The following is a 15,481-nucleotide window of genomic DNA, read 5'->3' as shown; positions in this document are numbered from 1 at the left end:
CGATGGGCAAAGGCAGCAGCATTTTCGTGTACGTGAACAACAACCGCCGCCGCAAGCACGGCTGGGGCAACGGTTGGGGCCACGGCTGGGGCTGGGGTCACGGCTGGGGCTGGGGCCACGGTTGGGGACACGGCTGGGGCCACGGCTGCGGCTGCAAGTAACAGCTTGGCTCAACGTCCGGGTGACGCCCGCACCTTCACCGGTGCGGGCGTCACGCCCGTCGGCAACAGGGGGTAAGTCGTGCGGGGACCGATTCGGTGGTTGTTCGACCCACCGGTCGCCGAAGAGGCGGGTTTGGTGGAGACCGCGCCATCGATCGGGGTGCGGGAGGTGTTCCGGCGGTTCTGGCCGGACGCGCGACCGTTCCGCTGGTACATGGTGCTCAGCCTGGGGTTGGTGCTGGTGTCGCCGCTGCTGGATGCGGCGGCGATCTGGCTGTTCAAGGTCCTCATCGACGATGTGCTGACACCGCGGGACTTCTCGCTGTTCCCGGTGGTGGCGGTCGCCTACGCCGGGATCACGATCGTGATGGGGGTCGTCGGGTTCGGCGAGAGCTACCTGACGGTGTGGATCGGTGAGCACTTCCTGAACCGCTTGCGGATCCGGGTGTTCACCCACCTGCACACGTTGTCGGTGGACTTCTTCGACCGGCGCAGGCTCGGCGACACGTTGAGCAGGCTCACCACCGACGTGGCCTCGATCGAGAGCCTGGTGCTGTCGGGCATCACGCAGACGGTGGCCTCGCTGGTGAAGATCGTGCTGTTCGCCGGGGTGCTGTTCTACCTGGACTGGCGGCTGACGGTGGTGGCGCTGCTGGTGGTGCCGCTGTTCCTCGCGGTGGCGCGGTTCTTCGCGATGCGCATCAAGTCGGCGTCCCGGGAGGTCGCCGGGCGCACCGGTTCGATCGGCACCGTCGCGGAGGAGAGCCTCGGCAACGCCCCGCTGATCCAGGCCTACGGCCGCGAGTCGGCGGAGGTGCGGCGGTTCACCCGGCAGAGCCGGTCCAGCCTCTCCGCGGAGTTGTCCGCGGCCCGCATCGGCGGCCTGTTCGAGCCGCTGGTGGACCTGCTGGAAGTGCTCGCGATCATGGCGATCGTCGGCGTCGGCATCTGGGAACTGGCGTCCGGCCGGATCACCCTGGGCGGGCTGCTGGCGTTCCTGGTGTACCTGTCGCAGCTGTACTCGCCGGTGAGCAACCTCGGCCAGCTCTCGAACGTGATCTACGGGGCGGCGGCGAGCGCGGAACGCATCCTGGAGCTGTTCGACCAGCGCCCGCACGTCCCCGCGCCGCGCGAGCCGAAGCGGCTGGACCGGGTGCGCGGCGCGATGCGGCTGGACGACGTCGGGTTCCACTACCCGGGCACCGCCGACGAGGTGCTGCACGACGTGAACCTCACCGCGGATCCCGGAGAACGCGTCGCGATCGTCGGCGCCAGCGGCGCGGGGAAGTCGACGTTGACGAAGCTGCTGCTGCGGTTCTACGACCCGGATCGCGGCGGCATCTCGTTGGACGGCACGGATCTGCGCGAGCTGGACCCGAAGGAGCTGCGCTCGCACATCGCAATCGTGCTGCAGGAGACGCTGCTGCTGGACGGCACGATCGGCGAGAACATCCTGGCGGGCAAACCGGATGCGGAGCGGGCGGAGCTGATCGACGCGGCGCGCGCCGCGGACGCGCACGACTTCATCGCCGCGCTCCCCGACGGCTACGAGACGCGCGTCGGGCAGCGCGGCCGGTTGCTCTCCGGTGGACAGCGCCAGCGCATCGCGATCGCCCGCGCGATGATCCGGGACGCGCCGATCCTGCTGCTGGACGAGCCGACGGCGAGCCTCGATGCCGAGGCGGGGCAACGGATCCTCGGGCCGTTGAACCGGTTGATGGCGGGGCGGACCACGATCGTCATCTCGCACAACCTGCTCACCGTCACCGACGCGGACAAGATCCTCTACTTGGACCACGGGCGGGTCACCGGCCTCGGCACGCATTCGGAGCTGCTGGCGGGCAACAACGGCTACGCGCACCTGTACCACCTGCACCACCCGTCGGAGGAAGTGGTGCACGGCGCGCCCGCGCAGCGCAACGGCGGCACGCGGGAACACACGTGACAGCGCAACGACAACCGGGCGGCACACCGCCGTCCTCGTCCAGGAGGTGCCCATGAAGATCACGTGCGTCGGCGCTGGACCGGCCGGGCTGTACTTCGCGATCTCCGCGAAGCTGCGCGACGCCGGACACGACATCACCGTCATCGAGCGTGATCCGCCGGGCGCCACCTACGGGTGGGGCGTCGTGTACTGGGACAACCTGCTGGATCCGCTGTACGCCAACGATGCGGAGAGCGCGCAGCAGATCCGGTCCGCCTCCACGTTGTGGCAGGAGCAGCAGATCGTCCTCGGCGGCGACGACGTCGGTTTCCTCGGCGGCTACGGGTTCAGCGTGAACCGGGCGACGCTGCTGGACGTGCTGGCTGAACGCGCGACCGACCTGGGTGTGGACATCCGCTACGAGCAGGACGTGCAGAGCCTCGACGAGCTCGCCGACAGCGACCTGATCATCGGCGCGGACGGGGCGGGCAGCAAGGTGCGCTCGCTGCACGAGGACGAGTTCGGCACCCGGGTGGAGACGGGCAGCAACCCGTACATCTGGCTGGGCACGGACAAGGTGTTCGACCGGTTCACGTTCGCGTTCGAGCGGACCTCGGCGGGGTGGATCTGGTTCCACGCCTACCCGTCCAGCGCCGGCGTCAGCACCTGCATCGTGGAGACCACCGAGCAGACCTGGAACGCTCTCGGCTTCGGCGAGCGCAGCGACGAGGATGCGGTGCGGTTGCTGGAGAAGGTCTTCGAGAAGCCCCTCGAAGGGCACTCGCTGATCAGCCGCTCCCGGGGCGAACCGGCGCGGTGGCAGCGGTTCACCCAGGTGCTCAACCGGAGCTGGCGCTACGAGAACGTGATGCTGCTCGGCGACGCCGCGCACACCACGCACTTCAGCATCGGGTCGGGCACCCGGCTGGCCATCATGGACGCGATGATCCTGGCGCAGAAGCTGCACGACCACGAGCACCTGGACACCGCGCTGCGCGACTTCGACCAGCAGGGCCGCAGCGCGCTGCGCCCGCTGCAGGCGGCCGGGCGCACCAGCATGGCCTGGTTCGAGCGGGCGGACCGCTACCTCGACCGGGAGGCGGTCGACGTGGCGTACGCGATGGCCGCGCGCGGCGGTGCCCAGTCGCCGTGGCAGTACCGGATGCACCAGGCGACGCAGGTTCCGGCCGTGCGCAAGGGAATGCGCTGGTACGACAACGGGCAGCGCTGGTACCTGGCCTGCCGCCGGGGCGAAGCTCTCGGCGCCCGCCCGGAGAAGTCCCCCTCCCGCTGATGCACCGCAGGTGAATGGCCCACTCGCCCCGTCCTCTTGGTCGAATGGGCCATTCACCTGGCGGCGTCAGCGGTCGAGGTGTCCGGACTTGAGCGCCGCGACGAACTCCGACCACCGCGGCCCCGGCACCGCGAAGTGCCCGGCGGCCCGGTCCTTCGTGTCCCGCACCGCGGCACCGCCCGCTAACCGCCCGACTTCGACGCAGTTGTCGTTCGGGTTGGAACGGCTGGACTTACGCCAGTTGACCGGCGAGGTCTGCATGGTTCTCCTCGTTGACTCGGGCTGAGACGGACTCGATCAGTTCCAGTGAATCTTGCGGCTCCAGTGCCGTGGCGCGCAGGTTCGCCAACTCTTCGCGGTAGGCCTCCACATCCCGCTTCTCGTACAGGAAGGTCGGGCCGCGGAAGTGTTCGAGGTGGATGGTCGGCGCTGCCTTGTCGAACTCGAACAGGACGAAGGAACCGTTGTGCGCCAACGTCCATCGCGTTTCCGAGGCCGGGATGACCTGAACAGAGACGTTGTCACGTCGAGCCGTGGCGCACAGGTGGTCCAGCTGCTCAGCCATCACCGCACGACTTCCGATCGTCTCCCTGAGCACGCGCTCGGCAAGGATCACCGTGAACCGGCGCTCCGACCGGATCGCTTCGCGCCTGGCCATGCGCATCTCGATGCGGACCTCACGGTCGTAAGCCGGAACGGATGCCATGATCTGCTGCGCGTAGGCACGCGTCTGAAAAGGACCTGGCACGATCAACGGCGCCACGTGCGTGATCGAGGTGGCGGAACGGTCGTACTCGCTCAATTCGACCAGATGCCCGTGAAGGCCGGATCCGCTGTCAGCAACGAGATTCGGTTCGCTCGCGTTCTCCGCGAACTCGATGAGCTCTTCGTAAGCCCGACCTGTCACACCGAGCACTCCGAGCACTCTCGACACGTGGGCCACGGGCGGAGTTCGGTCTCCACGCTCGTATCGGGTCACCGTTCCCTGCGCGATGCCCAGTTCACCGGCCAGCTTTCGCGCATTCCACCCCGCGTGCTGCCGGAGCTCGCGAAGTTCGGCACCGAGCAAACGGGCCTTCGGGGTGTTCCGATCTTTGGCTCCGACCATGAGCCGGATTGTAATCAGCGCCCCATCGATACGACTCCCCGAAAGAGTTATTGCCGGGCTGGCTCCGGAGCCAACATGATGACTCCGGCGCCAAGGTCAATACCCCACCGATGAGGAGAACGCGATGGACACCGAACAAACCGCCCCAACCGCATCCCCCGTCCCCGTCCGCTACCGCGTCGGGGTCGTCGGGGAGTCGCGGCGGGTGGTGCACCCGGCCGTGCTGGACGGCACCCGGTACCTCGTCCGGTGCGGTGAACCGCTGCCGGTGTCCCAGGTGGAGGTGGAACGCGACGGCATGCCGTGCATGAAGTGCGCCGCACTGCTGTCCCTGGTCACGCCCGTCCCCGCACTGCACGGCGCGCCGATGGTGGGCGGCGTGGTCGACGCCGCGTGATCGCGGCTCCCTGAACTCGGTCCGCGCACCGCACCCCGACCGGTCGCGGGCCGTGGCCTGACGGGCGCCGCGCCACCCCTCCCCCAGCGGTGCGCGCCCGGACGGGCCGACGGGCGAGCGGGAGCGTCTTCCCGCTCCCGCTCGCCCTCCCCGCGGTCCGGCCGGAATCGTGCCCCGAGATCCGGCCGGGCCGCCACCCCATCGAGTGATCACGCTGAAGGCGGGCGGGGCGGTTGCGCTGGCGCGTTCGGGCCCCGCCCGCCGACGACCACGCTGTGGGAGCGGTTGACCTGCGCGATCTTGCGTCTTAGCGTCATCCGCCGTGCGCAGAACGACTTCGCGGGTGTCCTCGGCGCGGCTCGGCGGACCGGGGTTGTCCCGGCGGTCGCTGCTGGCCGGTATCGGCCTGGGCGCGGTCGGGTTGACCGCCGCCGCCTGCGGCTCCAACACGGGGCGCGGCGGCTCGGCGCCCGGCTCGTTGCAGCAGTGGTACCACGCCTACGGCGAGGACGGCGTGCACGAGGCGGTGCAGCGCTACGCCGCCGAGTACCCGCAGGGCGAGGTCTCGGTGCAGTGGAACCCCGGCGACTACGACTCGAAGATCGTCACCGCGTTGCAGAACAGCGCGGTCCCCGACGTGTTCGAGGCGCAGGTCAAGGTCGACTGGGTGCGGCAGAACCAGGTGGTCCCGCTGGACGACGTGCTCGGCGACGCCCGCGACGACTTCCCCGAGCAGGTGCTGGCGACCGCCACCGTCGACGGGCGGCTGTACGCGATCCCGCAGGCCGTGGACACGCAGGTGCTGTTCTACCGCAAGAGCAGGCTCGCCGATGCGGGCGTGCGCCCGCCGCAGACCGTGGACGAGCTGATCGACGCGGCGAAACGCCTCGACTCCCCCACCGGCCGCGGCCTGTTCGTCGGGAACGACGGTGGGGTCGGCGTGCTCGCCGGGCCGCTGCTGTGGTCGGCGGGTCTGGACTACCTCACCCCCGACCAGCGCGGCACCGGGTTCGACGATCCGCGGGCGGCGGTCGCGTTCGGGAAGCTCGCCGAGCTCGCCGACGGCGGCGGCCTGCTGCTCGGTGCGCCCGCCGACTGGTCCGATCCGAGCGCGTTCATCGACGGGCTCGCGGCCATGCAGTGGACCGGGTTGTGGAACGTGCCGAAGATCGCGGCCGCGCTCGGCGACGACTTCGGCGTGCTGCCGTTCCCGCGCCTCGACTCCCAGGGTGCGCCGTCGGTGCCGATCGGCGCGTACGGCGCGGCGGTCAACGCGCGGAGCTCGGACGTGGCGGCGGCGAAGGACTTCGTGCGCTGGCTGTGGGTCGACCGCACCGACCACCAGCTGGAGTTCGCCACCGCGTTCGGCTTCCACCTGCCCGCCCGCGACGGCCTCACCGGCCGGGCGGCGGAACTGCGCACCGGCCCGGCCGCCGACGCGGTGCGCTACACCCGCGAGCACGCCCACCTCGTCGGCGGTCCGATGTGGACTTCGGCGGCGAACTCGGCGATGTCCGACGCGCTGTTCCGCATCGCCCGCCAGGGCGCCGATCCCGTCGCGGAGACCCGGAAGATCGTGTCCACTTCGGACGCCGAGTTGAAGCGCCTGCACGGGTGAGCGCCCGCACCCGCCGCGACGCCCGCGACTTCTGGCTGTTCGTCGGGCCGCTGCTGCTCGGCCTCGTCGTGTTCGCCTACGTGCCGATCGGGTGGAGCCTGTACCTGAGCTTCTTCGACGCCCGCAACACCGTCACGCCCGAGGTGTTCGTCGGCGTCGACAACTACGCGGCGATGCTGAGCGACGAGGCGTTCCTCGCCTCCCTCGGCACGTTCACCGCGTTCGCCGCGGGCATCGTGCCGCTCACCTACGCGGCCGCGCTCGCCCTCGCGCTCGCCGTGGACCGGGTGCCGGTCGCGAAGGCGTTCTTCCGGTCGGTGTTCTTCCTGCCGTTCGCCTGCTCCTACGTGGTGGCCGCGCTGATCTGGAAGACCTCGCTGTTCCCCGGCGTGAGCTCCGGGCTGGTCAACAGCGCGCTCGGCGCGTTCGGCGTGGACCCCGTGGCGTGGACCGGGACCGCCGACCCGCCGCTGTACTGGATCGTGCTCATCACCGCGCGGCTGTGGCTGCAACTGGGCTTCTACATGCTGCTGTTCATCGCGGCGCTGCAGCGCATCCCGCGGCACCTGTACGAGGCGGCGTGGCTGGACGGGGCGAAACCGGGCTGGCAGGTGTTCCGGCACATCACGCTGCCGCAGCTGCGCGGCACCAGCGTCGCCGTGCTCCTGCTGCTGCTCATCGGCGCGTTCCAGGCGTTCGACGAGTTCTACAACATCCTCGGCGACGCCCGCGGTTACCCGCCGTACGGGCGGCCACCGCTGGTGTACCTGTACTACACGGCGCTCGGCTCCGGTGGCCAGGACCTCGGCCGCGGCAGTGCGGGCGCGGTGATCCTGTCCGTGCTGATCGCGGTGGTGACGCTGGTGCAGGGCAAGGTGTTCGGCTTCGGCACCGGGCGGCAGCGGTGAGGCGCGGCGCGGCCGCCGCCGTCCGCTGGAGCGCACTGCTGCTCGCGGCGGTGCTGTTCCTGCTGCCGTTCTACCTGCTGGTGCGCAACGGGCTCGCCACCCGCGAGGAGATCACCTCCCCGCACTGGACGTTCTGGCCCGCCCACCCGCGCTGGGAGAACATCACCGACCTGCTGTCCGGCACCGACGTGCCGTTCGCGCGCAGCCTGCTCAACTCGCTGGTGATCGCCGTGCTGCAGACCGCCGGGTCGCTGGTGCTGTGCGCGGCCGCCGGGTACGGGCTGGCGCGCATCCCCTACCGGCGTTCGGGGACGGTGCTGGGCGTGGTGGTGGCGACGCTGCTGGTGCCGACCTCGGTGACGTTCGTGCCGAGCTTCGTGCTGGTGTCCAGCCTCGGCTGGCTCTCCGACCTGCGCGGGCTCGTGGTGCCCGGGTTGTTCAGCGCGTTGAACGCGGTGCTGTTCCGGCAGTTCTTCCTCGACTTCCCCGGTGATCTGGAGGACGCGGGCCGCATCGACGGGCTCGGGCGGTGGGGCGTGTTCCGGCGGATCGTGCTGCCGAACTCCACCGGGTTCCTGGCGGCCGTCGCGGCAATCACGTTCATCGGCAGCTGGAACTCGTTCCTGTGGCCGCTGGTCATCGCGCAGGACTCGTCGTCGTGGACGGTGCAGGTGGCGCTGTCCGCGCTGCTCACCGCGCAGAACCCGCAGCTGAACCTGCTGTTCGCGGCGGCGGCGCTGTCCATCCTGCCGATCGTGCTGCTGTTCGTCGGCTTGCAGCGCTTCCTGGTGCGCGGGGTCACCGAGACCGGCGTCCACGGCTGACCCGAGCGGGAAACCGGCGCGTCACGGCGGTGACATGCGGCGGGTCGAGACTGGGCGTCCACCCCTTCCGCGGAGAGGACCGGACATGCCGCACCTCGTGGGAATCGCCGCCGTGATCACCGCCGGGATCGCCGGGTTCTGGGCCGGTTACCGGTTCGACGCGGGCCTGCCGGTCAGCGGCCGGCCAGGAGCCCCGCTTCGTGCGCGATGATCGCGGCTTGGACGCGGTTGGTGCAGTCGAGCTTGGCCAGCAACCGGCTCAGGTGCGCCTTCACGGTGCCGATCGCCATGTGCCGCCGCTGCGCGATCTCCGCGTTGGACAGGCCCGCACCGACCTCGCGCAGCACTTCCAGCTCGGCCTCGGTGAGCTCGGCGAGCCGCCGCCGCGCCGGTTCCGCCGCGTCCGGGGCGAGCAGGTGCTGTTCGATGAGTCCGCGGGTGATCTGCGGCGCGAGGATCGGCTCCCCCGCCGCGACCTCGCGCACCGCGTGGATCAGCTGCGCCGGGCCGGTGTCCTTGAGCAGGAACCCGCTCGCCCCCGACCGCAACGCCCGCGCCACGTTCCGGTCGTCGCCGAACGCGGTGAGCACCACGCTGCGGGTGCGCGGCGACTCCCGCGCGATGCCCGCGACGGCGGTGATGCCGTCGCCCCCGGGCATCTGCACGTCCAGCAGCGCCACGTCGACCTGCTGCCTGCGGCAGGCGGCGACCGCGGCGGGTCCGTCGGACACCTCCGCGACGACCTCGACGTCGTCGGCGTTGTCCAGGATCAGCCGGATTCCGGCGCGCATCAGCGTTTCGTCGTCGGCGATGAGCACTCTGATCATGCGCACACGGTAGCCGCCCGCCGTCAGAGCTCGTAGAGCATCGCGAACAGCAGCACCAGCACCACCAGCAGCATCGGCACCGCCAGCACGAGCAGCAGCACCCCGGCGCCGAACATGCGCGGAGTGGTGAGCACCTCCGCCTCCTGCACCGGCGGCCGTTCCCGCACCGGCGGTTCCGGTGGTGGCGCCGCGGGCGGATGCGCGGGCAGTGCCGCGTGCACCGCGAAACCGCCGTCCGCGGCCGGCCCACCGGTGAACGTGCCGCCGAGCATCCGGGCGCGCTCCTCCAGCCCGGCGAGCCCGCTGCGCAGCCCGCGCGCCGGGGCGTCCGGGGCGGCGACCGGCGCGTTGCGCACCCGCACCGACACGGGGTCCGCGGCCGACACCTCCACGACCGCCGCGGCGCCCGGCGCGTGCTTGTGCGCATTGGTGAGCGCCTCCCGGACGATGCGGTGGACCGCGTGCCGCACGCGCGGGTCCACCTCGTCCAGGTCCGGGCCGTGCCAGTGCAGGTCGACCGGCATCCCGGCGGTGCGCGATTCGGCGACGAGCCGTTCCACGTCGGCGCGGCGGCCGCTGCTGTCGTCGCGATCGGCGGCACCGGAACGCAGCACGCCGAGGATGCCGCGCAGCTCGGCGAGCGCCTCTCCCGCGGTGGCGCGCACGAACTCGGCCTGCTCGCTGACCTCGGGAGCCTTCTTCGCCGCCGACAGCTCCAGCGCCCCGGCGTGCAGCGACAGCAACGACAACCGGTGGCCGAGCATGTCGTGCATCTCGCCCGCGATGTCGGCGCGTTCGGCGCTGCGGGCCTGCTCGGCGGTGAGGTGCCGGACGCCCTCCAGGTAGTCGTTGCGCTCCTGCAGCAGCCGCACCAGCGGCTGCCGGGTGCCGAGCAGCCGCCCAGCGACGACGGGCACCACCAGCAGCACCACGATGCCGCACAGCAGGAGCAGGGCGTCCTCGCCGCTCATCGGGGCGACCGGCCGCAGCAGGGCCTCCTCGACCGCGCCCAGGACGACCGTGACCAGCACCGCCGCCCACAGCAGGGCCGCGCTGCGCGTCCTCCTGCCCGCGGCGAACGCCAGCACGGGCAGGATCAGCACGCTGAGCACCGCCTGGCTGAACGACAGCGCCAGCAGGGCCACCGTGGGCCAACGACGCCGCGCCGGGACGAGGACCGCCGCCCACAGCGCGTAGAGCACGGCCAGCGGCACCGACGGCCGCGGTTCCGGCACCAGTTCGAGCGGCGTGTTCAGCTGGATCACCAGCCCGGCGGCGAACAGCAGCGCGCAGCACGCCGATTCCGCCAGCCGCACGCGCCGCGGCGCCGCCCGCACCGCGTCCCACGTGAGCCGCGGCTCCGCGGCGACGCGCGCCGCCAGGCCGCGCAACGACGGCCGTTCCATCCCCGAGAACACCATCCGATCATCGTCCCGGACGGCCGGCGGCGGAAGCACCGGGTGGCCAGGACATCGTGTCCGATCGACCAGCACGCCGGGCCGGTCGACCGACGATCCGGGACGCGAACGGCACCAGACTCGGCGGCACGTTCCCGAGGAGAGGACCCGGATGCTCCAGACCGACCACGACACCAGGACTTCCCGTCCCGGCGGTGGAATTCCGTACCACCTGCTGCAGCGCACCTCGCGGCACCGCTGGTGGCGCACCCTGCTCGGCTTCCCGCTGCTGGGGCTGCTCGCGCTCGTGTCCGTGGCGCTGGCGGCGGGCGCGCTCGCCGGGCTGGCGGCGCTGGCCGGGGTCGAGCAGCAGGACTTCACCTTCGCCGACCCGATGTGGGAGTACGCCGCCGGATTCCTGGTCGTCGCCGCGCTCCTGCCCGCCGTGCTGCTCGCCGCGAAGTGGGCGCACCGCCGACCGGCCGGAACCCTGTCCAGTGTGGAGGGACGACTGCGGTGGGGATGGCTGGCGCGTTGCACCGGCTGGGCGCTCGCCGGGTTCGCAGTGGTCACGGCGTTCGGCCTGACCCGAGGTGAGCCGTGGCTCGCGGCGCAGTGGCCTGGGATCGCCCGGTACGCGTTGGCGGCGCTGATCACGCTCGCCGTGGTGCCGATGCAGGCGGCCGCCGAGGAATACCTGTGCCGCGGATTCCTGCTGCAGTCCTTCGCCTCCTGGTGGCGCACCCCGTGGCCCGGCGCGGTGCTCACCGCGGTGCTGTTCGTCGCGTTGCACGAGTACGACGATCCGCTGGTGCTGGCCGACCTGTTCGTGTTCGCGCTGGCGACGAGCTGGCTGACCGTGCGCACCGGCGGGCTCGAAGCGGCGATCGCGCTGCACGTGGTGAACAACGCGTTCGGCATGCTGATCGCCTGCACGCAGGGCGTGCCGAGCATGGAGCAGTCCGGGGACTTCGCGGCGTGGGACGTGCTGCCGACGACCGCGCTGACCGTGGTCTACGCGTGGTGGATCGACCGGCTGGCGCGGCGCCGCGGCATCGCCCGGACGGCCTGATCCCGGCGGGCTCGCCGGGAGCCCGCCGGAACCCGCGCGGTCAGGAGAACTGCACGCCGCCGTCGATCATCACGGACTGCCCGGTCATGTAGTCCGAGTCCGGGGAAGCCAGGTACGACACGAACTTCGCCACGTCCTCCGGCACCGACACCCGGCCCAGGTGGATCAGCTCGGAGTACTTCTCGATCGCCGCGCCCTTGCGCAGCCCCTCGTTCTCGGCGAGCTTCTCGTCGATGTGGTCCCACATCGCGGTGCCCACGATGCCCGGGCAGTAGGCGTTCACGGTGATGCCGTACTGCGCCCACTCCATCGCCGCCGCCTGGGTGAGTCCGCGCACCGCCCACTTCGACGCCGAATACGGGCCGAGCAGCGGGAACGGGCGGTAGCCGACGATCGAACACGCGCCGATGATCTTCCCACCGCCGCCCTGCTCGATCATGCGCCGCGCGGCCGCGCCGTAGCACAGGTGCACCCCGCGCAGGTTGATCGACATCAGGTGGTCGAACTCCTCCGGGGTGACCTCCAACAGGGGTTTGACGTGCGCGATGCCCGCGTTGGCGATCATCACGTCGAGGGACCCGAGATCGGCGGCGACCTGCGCCACCATGCCGTCCACGGCCTGCGCGTCGGACACGTCGGCGAGGGCGACCGTCGAACGGCGGCCCAGGGACTCGACCTCCGCGGCGACCGCCCGGGCGGCCTCGGCGTTCGCCGGGATGTCGTTGATCGCGACGTCCAGCCCGTCGGCGGCGAGCCGCAGCGCGATGCTCTTGCCGATGCCCTGCCCGGCGCCGGTCACCAGCGCGTTCCGCGGCGTCGTTGCCTGCCCGCTCATGTGAAGACCTCCGTGTTCGTGTCCCAGGTCACTCGACCCGGCGACCCGAATGCTGCGGGACCGGGCGCCCCCGCCCAAGGCCCGTTCTCACATGCTGACAACGGCACCGTCCGCACCCGGGCCGCGCGGGGCCGGTAGGTTTCCCGGCGGGCGGACGCGGAGGAGGTCGATTCCGGTGGCGGGCAGGAGCATCCCGGTGGTGCTGGTCGCGGGATACCTGGGCTCGGGCAAGACGACGCTGCTCAACCACCTGCTGGCGACCGCGGGCGGCACCCGCATCGGCGTGGTGGTCAACGACTTCGGCAGCATCGGCATCGACGCGATGAGCGTGGCCGGGCAGGTCGATTCGATGGTGTCGCTGGGCAACGGCTGCCTGTGCTGCGCGGTCGACGCGAGCGGGCTGGACGCGATGCTGGAGCGGCTGGCCGAACCGAGCGCGGGCATCGACGTGATCGTCGTGGAGTGTAGCGGCCTCGCCGATCCGCGCGCGCTGATCCGGATGCTGCTGGCCGGCGAGAACCCGCACACCCGCTACGGCGGGCTCGTCGACGTGATCGACGCCGCCGAGTTCGACGACACCGTCCGGCGCCACCCCGAGTTCGCCACCCACCTGCGGTTCGCCGACGTGGCGGTGCTGAACAAGGTCGACCGGGTCGGTGCGGCGGAGCTCGCCGCGCTGCGCGACCGGATCACCGCCGAGGCACCGGGAATCCCGCTGCTGGAGGCCGAACGCGGCCAGGTCGACCCGGCGTTCCTGTTCGACCGCCCGGAACGGCCCGCCGACACCGGTCCGCGCCAGCTGTCGTTCACCGACCTGCTCGCCGAGCACGACTGCGCCGAGCACGCGCATTCCGCCTACCAGAGCGTGGCTTTCGAATCCGATGAGCCGGTGGATCCGCGGGCGCTGCTGGCGTTCCTGGACTCGCGGCCCGCCGGGCTGTACCGGATGAAGGGGCCTGTCCACTTCGGACTCCCGGGGTACCGGCAGCGGTACCTGCTCCAGACCGTGGGCAACTACGTGCGCTTCCACCGGACGCCGTGGCCCGCGGGCGAAACGCCCCGCACCGCACTGGTCCTCATCGGCACCGGCCTGGACGAACCCGACCTGCGGGCCCGCTTGGCGGCGTGCGCCACGGGCTCCCCCGTCGAGGGCGCCGACTACGCGATGCTCCCCGTGCTGCGCTACATCACCTGATTCCCACCCGGGTGAATGGCCCATCGGGCCGATCACAGCGGGCGAATGGGCCATTCACCTGGGGTCGCGGTCAGCGGAAGGTGCGGGCGGCGTTCTCCCGGGCCGCGCCGAGGGCCTTGTTCAGCGAGCCGGTGCGCAGCGGGCCGTGCCCGGGGAGCAGGACGTCCGCGCCCAAGCCTTCCAGCGCGTCCAGCGATTGCAGGGCCCGGGCACCGTCGTGGTGGAACATCGGCAGCAGCATCTGCGGCCCCTCGGCCCGCGAGGTGGGGTGCGCGGTGATCACGGCGTCCCCGCTGATCACCACCCCGCGCTGCGGCAGGTGGAAGGCGCTGTGCCCGGAGGTGTGGCCGTGCGTCGGCACCGGCACCGGTCGTCCCGGCAGGTCCAGCGCGCCCTCGCGGGGGAACGGTTCGGCGGTCGGGACCGCGCACGACTTCAACGCCCCGGCCCGCACCACGTGCGCCGCCCACGGCAGCACGCCGGGCCGCCACGCGTTCGCGAGGATCTGCTTCGGCGAGACCTGCTGCAGGTACTCGCGCTTGGCGTGCGCGACCTCCACCCGGTCCAGGTACACCGGGATGCCGTACTTGACGGCCAGGTGCGGCAGCGAGCCGATGTGGTCGACGTGCGCGTGGGTGACGAGCACCGCTTCCACGTCCCGCATCCGGTGGCCGACTTCGCGGACGGAGGCCTCCACCGCGTCGGCGTCGTCCGGGTAGCCGCCGTCGATCAGCGTGACCGAGTCGTCCTCGACGAGGATCACCCAGTTGCTGCTGCTCCCGTGGACCAGGTACGTGCCGTCGGCGGCCTGCACGACGCGGCTCTCGCTCATCAGGATCCCCTCCCGGGACGATCATGCCGCATCGGCGTCCGGGCGGGACAGCGCGGTCGGGGCGCCGGTTCCGGCCCGGCGCCCCGCCGGTACTAGTTCACGACCAGGTGCTCGCCGAGTTCGCCGTGCGCGGCCACCAGCCGGACCGTGCCCTCCTGCAGCCGGTAGGACAGCCCGGCGACGGCGCAGCTGCCGTCCGCGACCTTCGCGGCCAGCACCGCCGAGCGCTCCACCAGGAAGTCGCAGGTCTTGCGGATGTGCTCGTCCACGATGTCGTCGATCTCGGTGGTGCCCGCGGCACGGGCGCTGAGCACGCTCGGGTAGACGCGCTCCACCACGTCGCGCACGAACCCGGTCGGCGAGTTCCCGTCGACGTAGGCCTGCGACGCGGCGGTGACGGCACCGCACGAGTCGTGGCCGAGCACCACGACGAGCGGCGCGCCGAGCACGCCGACGCCGTACTCGATGCTGCCGAGCGCCTCGGCGCCCGCGACGTGCCCCGCGGTGCGCACCACGAACAGGTCACCCAGTCCGCGGTCGAAGATGATCTCGGCGGCGAGCCGGGAGTCGGAGCAGCCGAACATCACGGCGAACGGCGTCTGCCCGGGCGCCAGCGCGGCCCGGTGGTCGGCGTCCTGGTTCGGGTGCAGCCGCTCCCCGTCCACGAAGCGGGCATTGCCCTGGATCAGCAGATCGAGGGCCTGGGCCGGGGAGTCCGGGTCGTTGAAGGGCATGTGCAGCAAGCTACCCGAGGTCAGGCGCCCGCAGCCGTGGGCGCGATCACGATCGGCCGGGTTCGCCGCGGCCGGGACGAAGTGCCACCGGCCGGTTGCGGAGCGCGACCGGCGGTCCCCCGGCCATACGCTGTTCGGACCAGCGCACGATCCGCCGCTCCGGTCCGGCCAGCACATCCGATCGCGGATCAGCAATGCGCCGAACGGGCGGATTCCGCCTGCCACGACGGGGTTCCACTCACCCAGCGGAGTCCGCGCCGCCCGGTTGACCTGCCGCTACGACCCATGACACGGTCTGCATGAGATTCAGGTCACCCGTGGCCGCGGCGCGCAGGGTCCTGCGCCCGGCCCGATG

16 protein-coding genes are annotated in these 15,481 nt (G+C 71.6%); 9 read left to right on the top strand and 7 right to left on the bottom strand.

Annotated elements, in window-relative coordinates; all coding sequences use genetic code 11:
• Nucleotides 1–32 precede the first annotated feature (32 nt).
• From ABZ805_RS02760 to ABZ805_RS02750, 3 genes are all read left to right on the top strand, one after another.
• Nucleotides 33–161 carry a hypothetical protein gene (locus ABZ805_RS02760; RefSeq protein WP_358433286.1) on the top strand — a complete coding sequence of 43 codons (129 nt, stop codon included), beginning with the start codon at nucleotides 33–35 and terminating at the stop codon, nucleotides 159–161.
• Nucleotides 162–297: 136 nt separating this feature from the next.
• The gene (locus ABZ805_RS02755) at nucleotides 298–2,106 is read left to right on the top strand and encodes an ABC transporter ATP-binding protein (RefSeq protein WP_358433283.1); all 1,809 of its coding nucleotides are present in this window, start codon (nucleotides 298–300) and stop codon (nucleotides 2,104–2,106) included.
• Between the two features lie 52 nt (nucleotides 2,107–2,158).
• Complete coding sequence (locus tag ABZ805_RS02750) at nucleotides 2,159–3,379, top strand: FAD-dependent monooxygenase (protein WP_358433280.1); 1,221 nt, start codon at nucleotides 2,159–2,161, stop codon at nucleotides 3,377–3,379.
• 66 nt (nucleotides 3,380–3,445) lie between these two features.
• Here ABZ805_RS02750 and ABZ805_RS02745 read toward each other — a convergent pair whose 3' ends face one another.
• Both ABZ805_RS02745 and ABZ805_RS02740 read right to left on the bottom strand, forming a co-directional pair.
• Nucleotides 3,446–3,640 (bottom strand): DUF397 domain-containing protein, encoded by a 195-nt coding sequence (locus ABZ805_RS02745; RefSeq protein WP_358433277.1) that lies wholly within the window; start codon nucleotides 3,638–3,640, stop codon nucleotides 3,446–3,448.
• Nucleotides 3,612–4,487 carry a helix-turn-helix transcriptional regulator gene (locus ABZ805_RS02740; RefSeq protein WP_358433274.1) on the bottom strand — a complete coding sequence of 292 codons (876 nt, stop codon included), beginning with the start codon at nucleotides 4,485–4,487 and terminating at the stop codon, nucleotides 3,612–3,614. Before ABZ805_RS02740 ends, ABZ805_RS02745 begins: the two co-directional genes overlap by 29 nt.
• Nucleotides 4,488–4,611: 124 nt before the next feature.
• Here ABZ805_RS02740 and ABZ805_RS02735 point away from each other — a divergent pair, with 124 nt between their 5' ends.
• From ABZ805_RS02735 to ABZ805_RS02720, 4 genes are all read left to right on the top strand, one after another.
• Complete coding sequence (locus ABZ805_RS02735; RefSeq protein WP_358433271.1) at nucleotides 4,612–4,884, top strand: hypothetical protein; 273 nt, start codon at nucleotides 4,612–4,614, stop codon at nucleotides 4,882–4,884.
• 391 nt (nucleotides 4,885–5,275) lie between these two features.
• Complete coding sequence (locus tag ABZ805_RS02730; RefSeq protein ID WP_358433520.1) at nucleotides 5,276–6,502, top strand: extracellular solute-binding protein; 1,227 nt, start codon at nucleotides 5,276–5,278, stop codon at nucleotides 6,500–6,502.
• The gene (locus ABZ805_RS02725; RefSeq protein WP_358433269.1) at nucleotides 6,499–7,410 is read left to right on the top strand and encodes a sugar ABC transporter permease; all 912 of its coding nucleotides are present in this window, start codon (nucleotides 6,499–6,501) and stop codon (nucleotides 7,408–7,410) included. The genes ABZ805_RS02730 and ABZ805_RS02725 overlap by 4 nt, the downstream gene beginning before the upstream one ends.
• Nucleotides 7,407–8,234 carry a carbohydrate ABC transporter permease gene (locus tag ABZ805_RS02720; protein WP_358433266.1) on the top strand — a complete coding sequence of 276 codons (828 nt, stop codon included), beginning with the start codon at nucleotides 7,407–7,409 and terminating at the stop codon, nucleotides 8,232–8,234. The genes ABZ805_RS02725 and ABZ805_RS02720 overlap by 4 nt, the downstream gene beginning before the upstream one ends.
• A gap of 173 nt (nucleotides 8,235–8,407) precedes the next feature.
• Here ABZ805_RS02720 and ABZ805_RS02715 read toward each other — a convergent pair whose 3' ends face one another.
• Both ABZ805_RS02715 and ABZ805_RS02710 read right to left on the bottom strand, forming a co-directional pair.
• Nucleotides 8,408–9,061: a response regulator transcription factor gene (locus ABZ805_RS02715; protein WP_358433263.1), complete on the bottom strand. Its 654-nt coding sequence runs from the start codon at nucleotides 9,059–9,061 to the stop codon at nucleotides 8,408–8,410.
• A gap of 23 nt (nucleotides 9,062–9,084) precedes the next feature.
• Nucleotides 9,085–10,482: a histidine kinase gene (locus ABZ805_RS02710; protein ID WP_358433261.1), complete on the bottom strand. Its 1,398-nt coding sequence runs from the start codon at nucleotides 10,480–10,482 to the stop codon at nucleotides 9,085–9,087.
• A 148-nt stretch (nucleotides 10,483–10,630) separates the two neighbouring features.
• Here ABZ805_RS02710 and ABZ805_RS02705 point away from each other — a divergent pair, with 148 nt between their 5' ends.
• On the top strand, nucleotides 10,631–11,530 hold the full coding sequence (locus ABZ805_RS02705) for a CPBP family intramembrane glutamic endopeptidase (RefSeq protein WP_358433258.1): 900 nt from the start codon (nucleotides 10,631–10,633) through the stop codon (nucleotides 11,528–11,530).
• 40 nt (nucleotides 11,531–11,570) lie between these two features.
• Here the strand turns inward: ABZ805_RS02705 and ABZ805_RS02700 are convergent, their stop codons facing one another.
• Nucleotides 11,571–12,365 carry an acetoin reductase gene (locus tag ABZ805_RS02700; protein ID WP_358433256.1) on the bottom strand — a complete coding sequence of 265 codons (795 nt, stop codon included), beginning with the start codon at nucleotides 12,363–12,365 and terminating at the stop codon, nucleotides 11,571–11,573.
• A gap of 175 nt (nucleotides 12,366–12,540) precedes the next feature.
• On the opposite strand from ABZ805_RS02700, the gene ABZ805_RS02695 reads away from it, so the two are divergent.
• Nucleotides 12,541–13,560, top strand: coding sequence for a GTP-binding protein (locus tag ABZ805_RS02695; RefSeq protein WP_358433253.1), 1,020 nt, complete (start codon nucleotides 12,541–12,543; stop codon nucleotides 13,558–13,560).
• Between the two features lie 70 nt (nucleotides 13,561–13,630).
• Here ABZ805_RS02695 and ABZ805_RS02690 read toward each other — a convergent pair whose 3' ends face one another.
• On the bottom strand, nucleotides 13,631–14,392 hold the full coding sequence (locus ABZ805_RS02690; protein ID WP_358433250.1) for an MBL fold metallo-hydrolase: 762 nt from the start codon (nucleotides 14,390–14,392) through the stop codon (nucleotides 13,631–13,633).
• Nucleotides 14,393–14,484: 92 nt separating this feature from the next.
• Nucleotides 14,485–15,126, bottom strand: a complete 642-nt coding sequence (locus tag ABZ805_RS02685; protein WP_358433247.1) for a carbonic anhydrase — start codon at nucleotides 15,124–15,126, stop codon at nucleotides 14,485–14,487.
• Between the last annotated feature and the right edge of the window lie 355 nt (nucleotides 15,127–15,481).

The organism is Saccharopolyspora sp. NPDC047091 (assembly GCF_040643635.1).
GTDB lineage: Bacteria > Actinomycetota > Actinomycetes > Mycobacteriales > Pseudonocardiaceae > Saccharopolyspora_C.
This window is presented reverse-complemented; position numbering and strand designations above follow the sequence as displayed.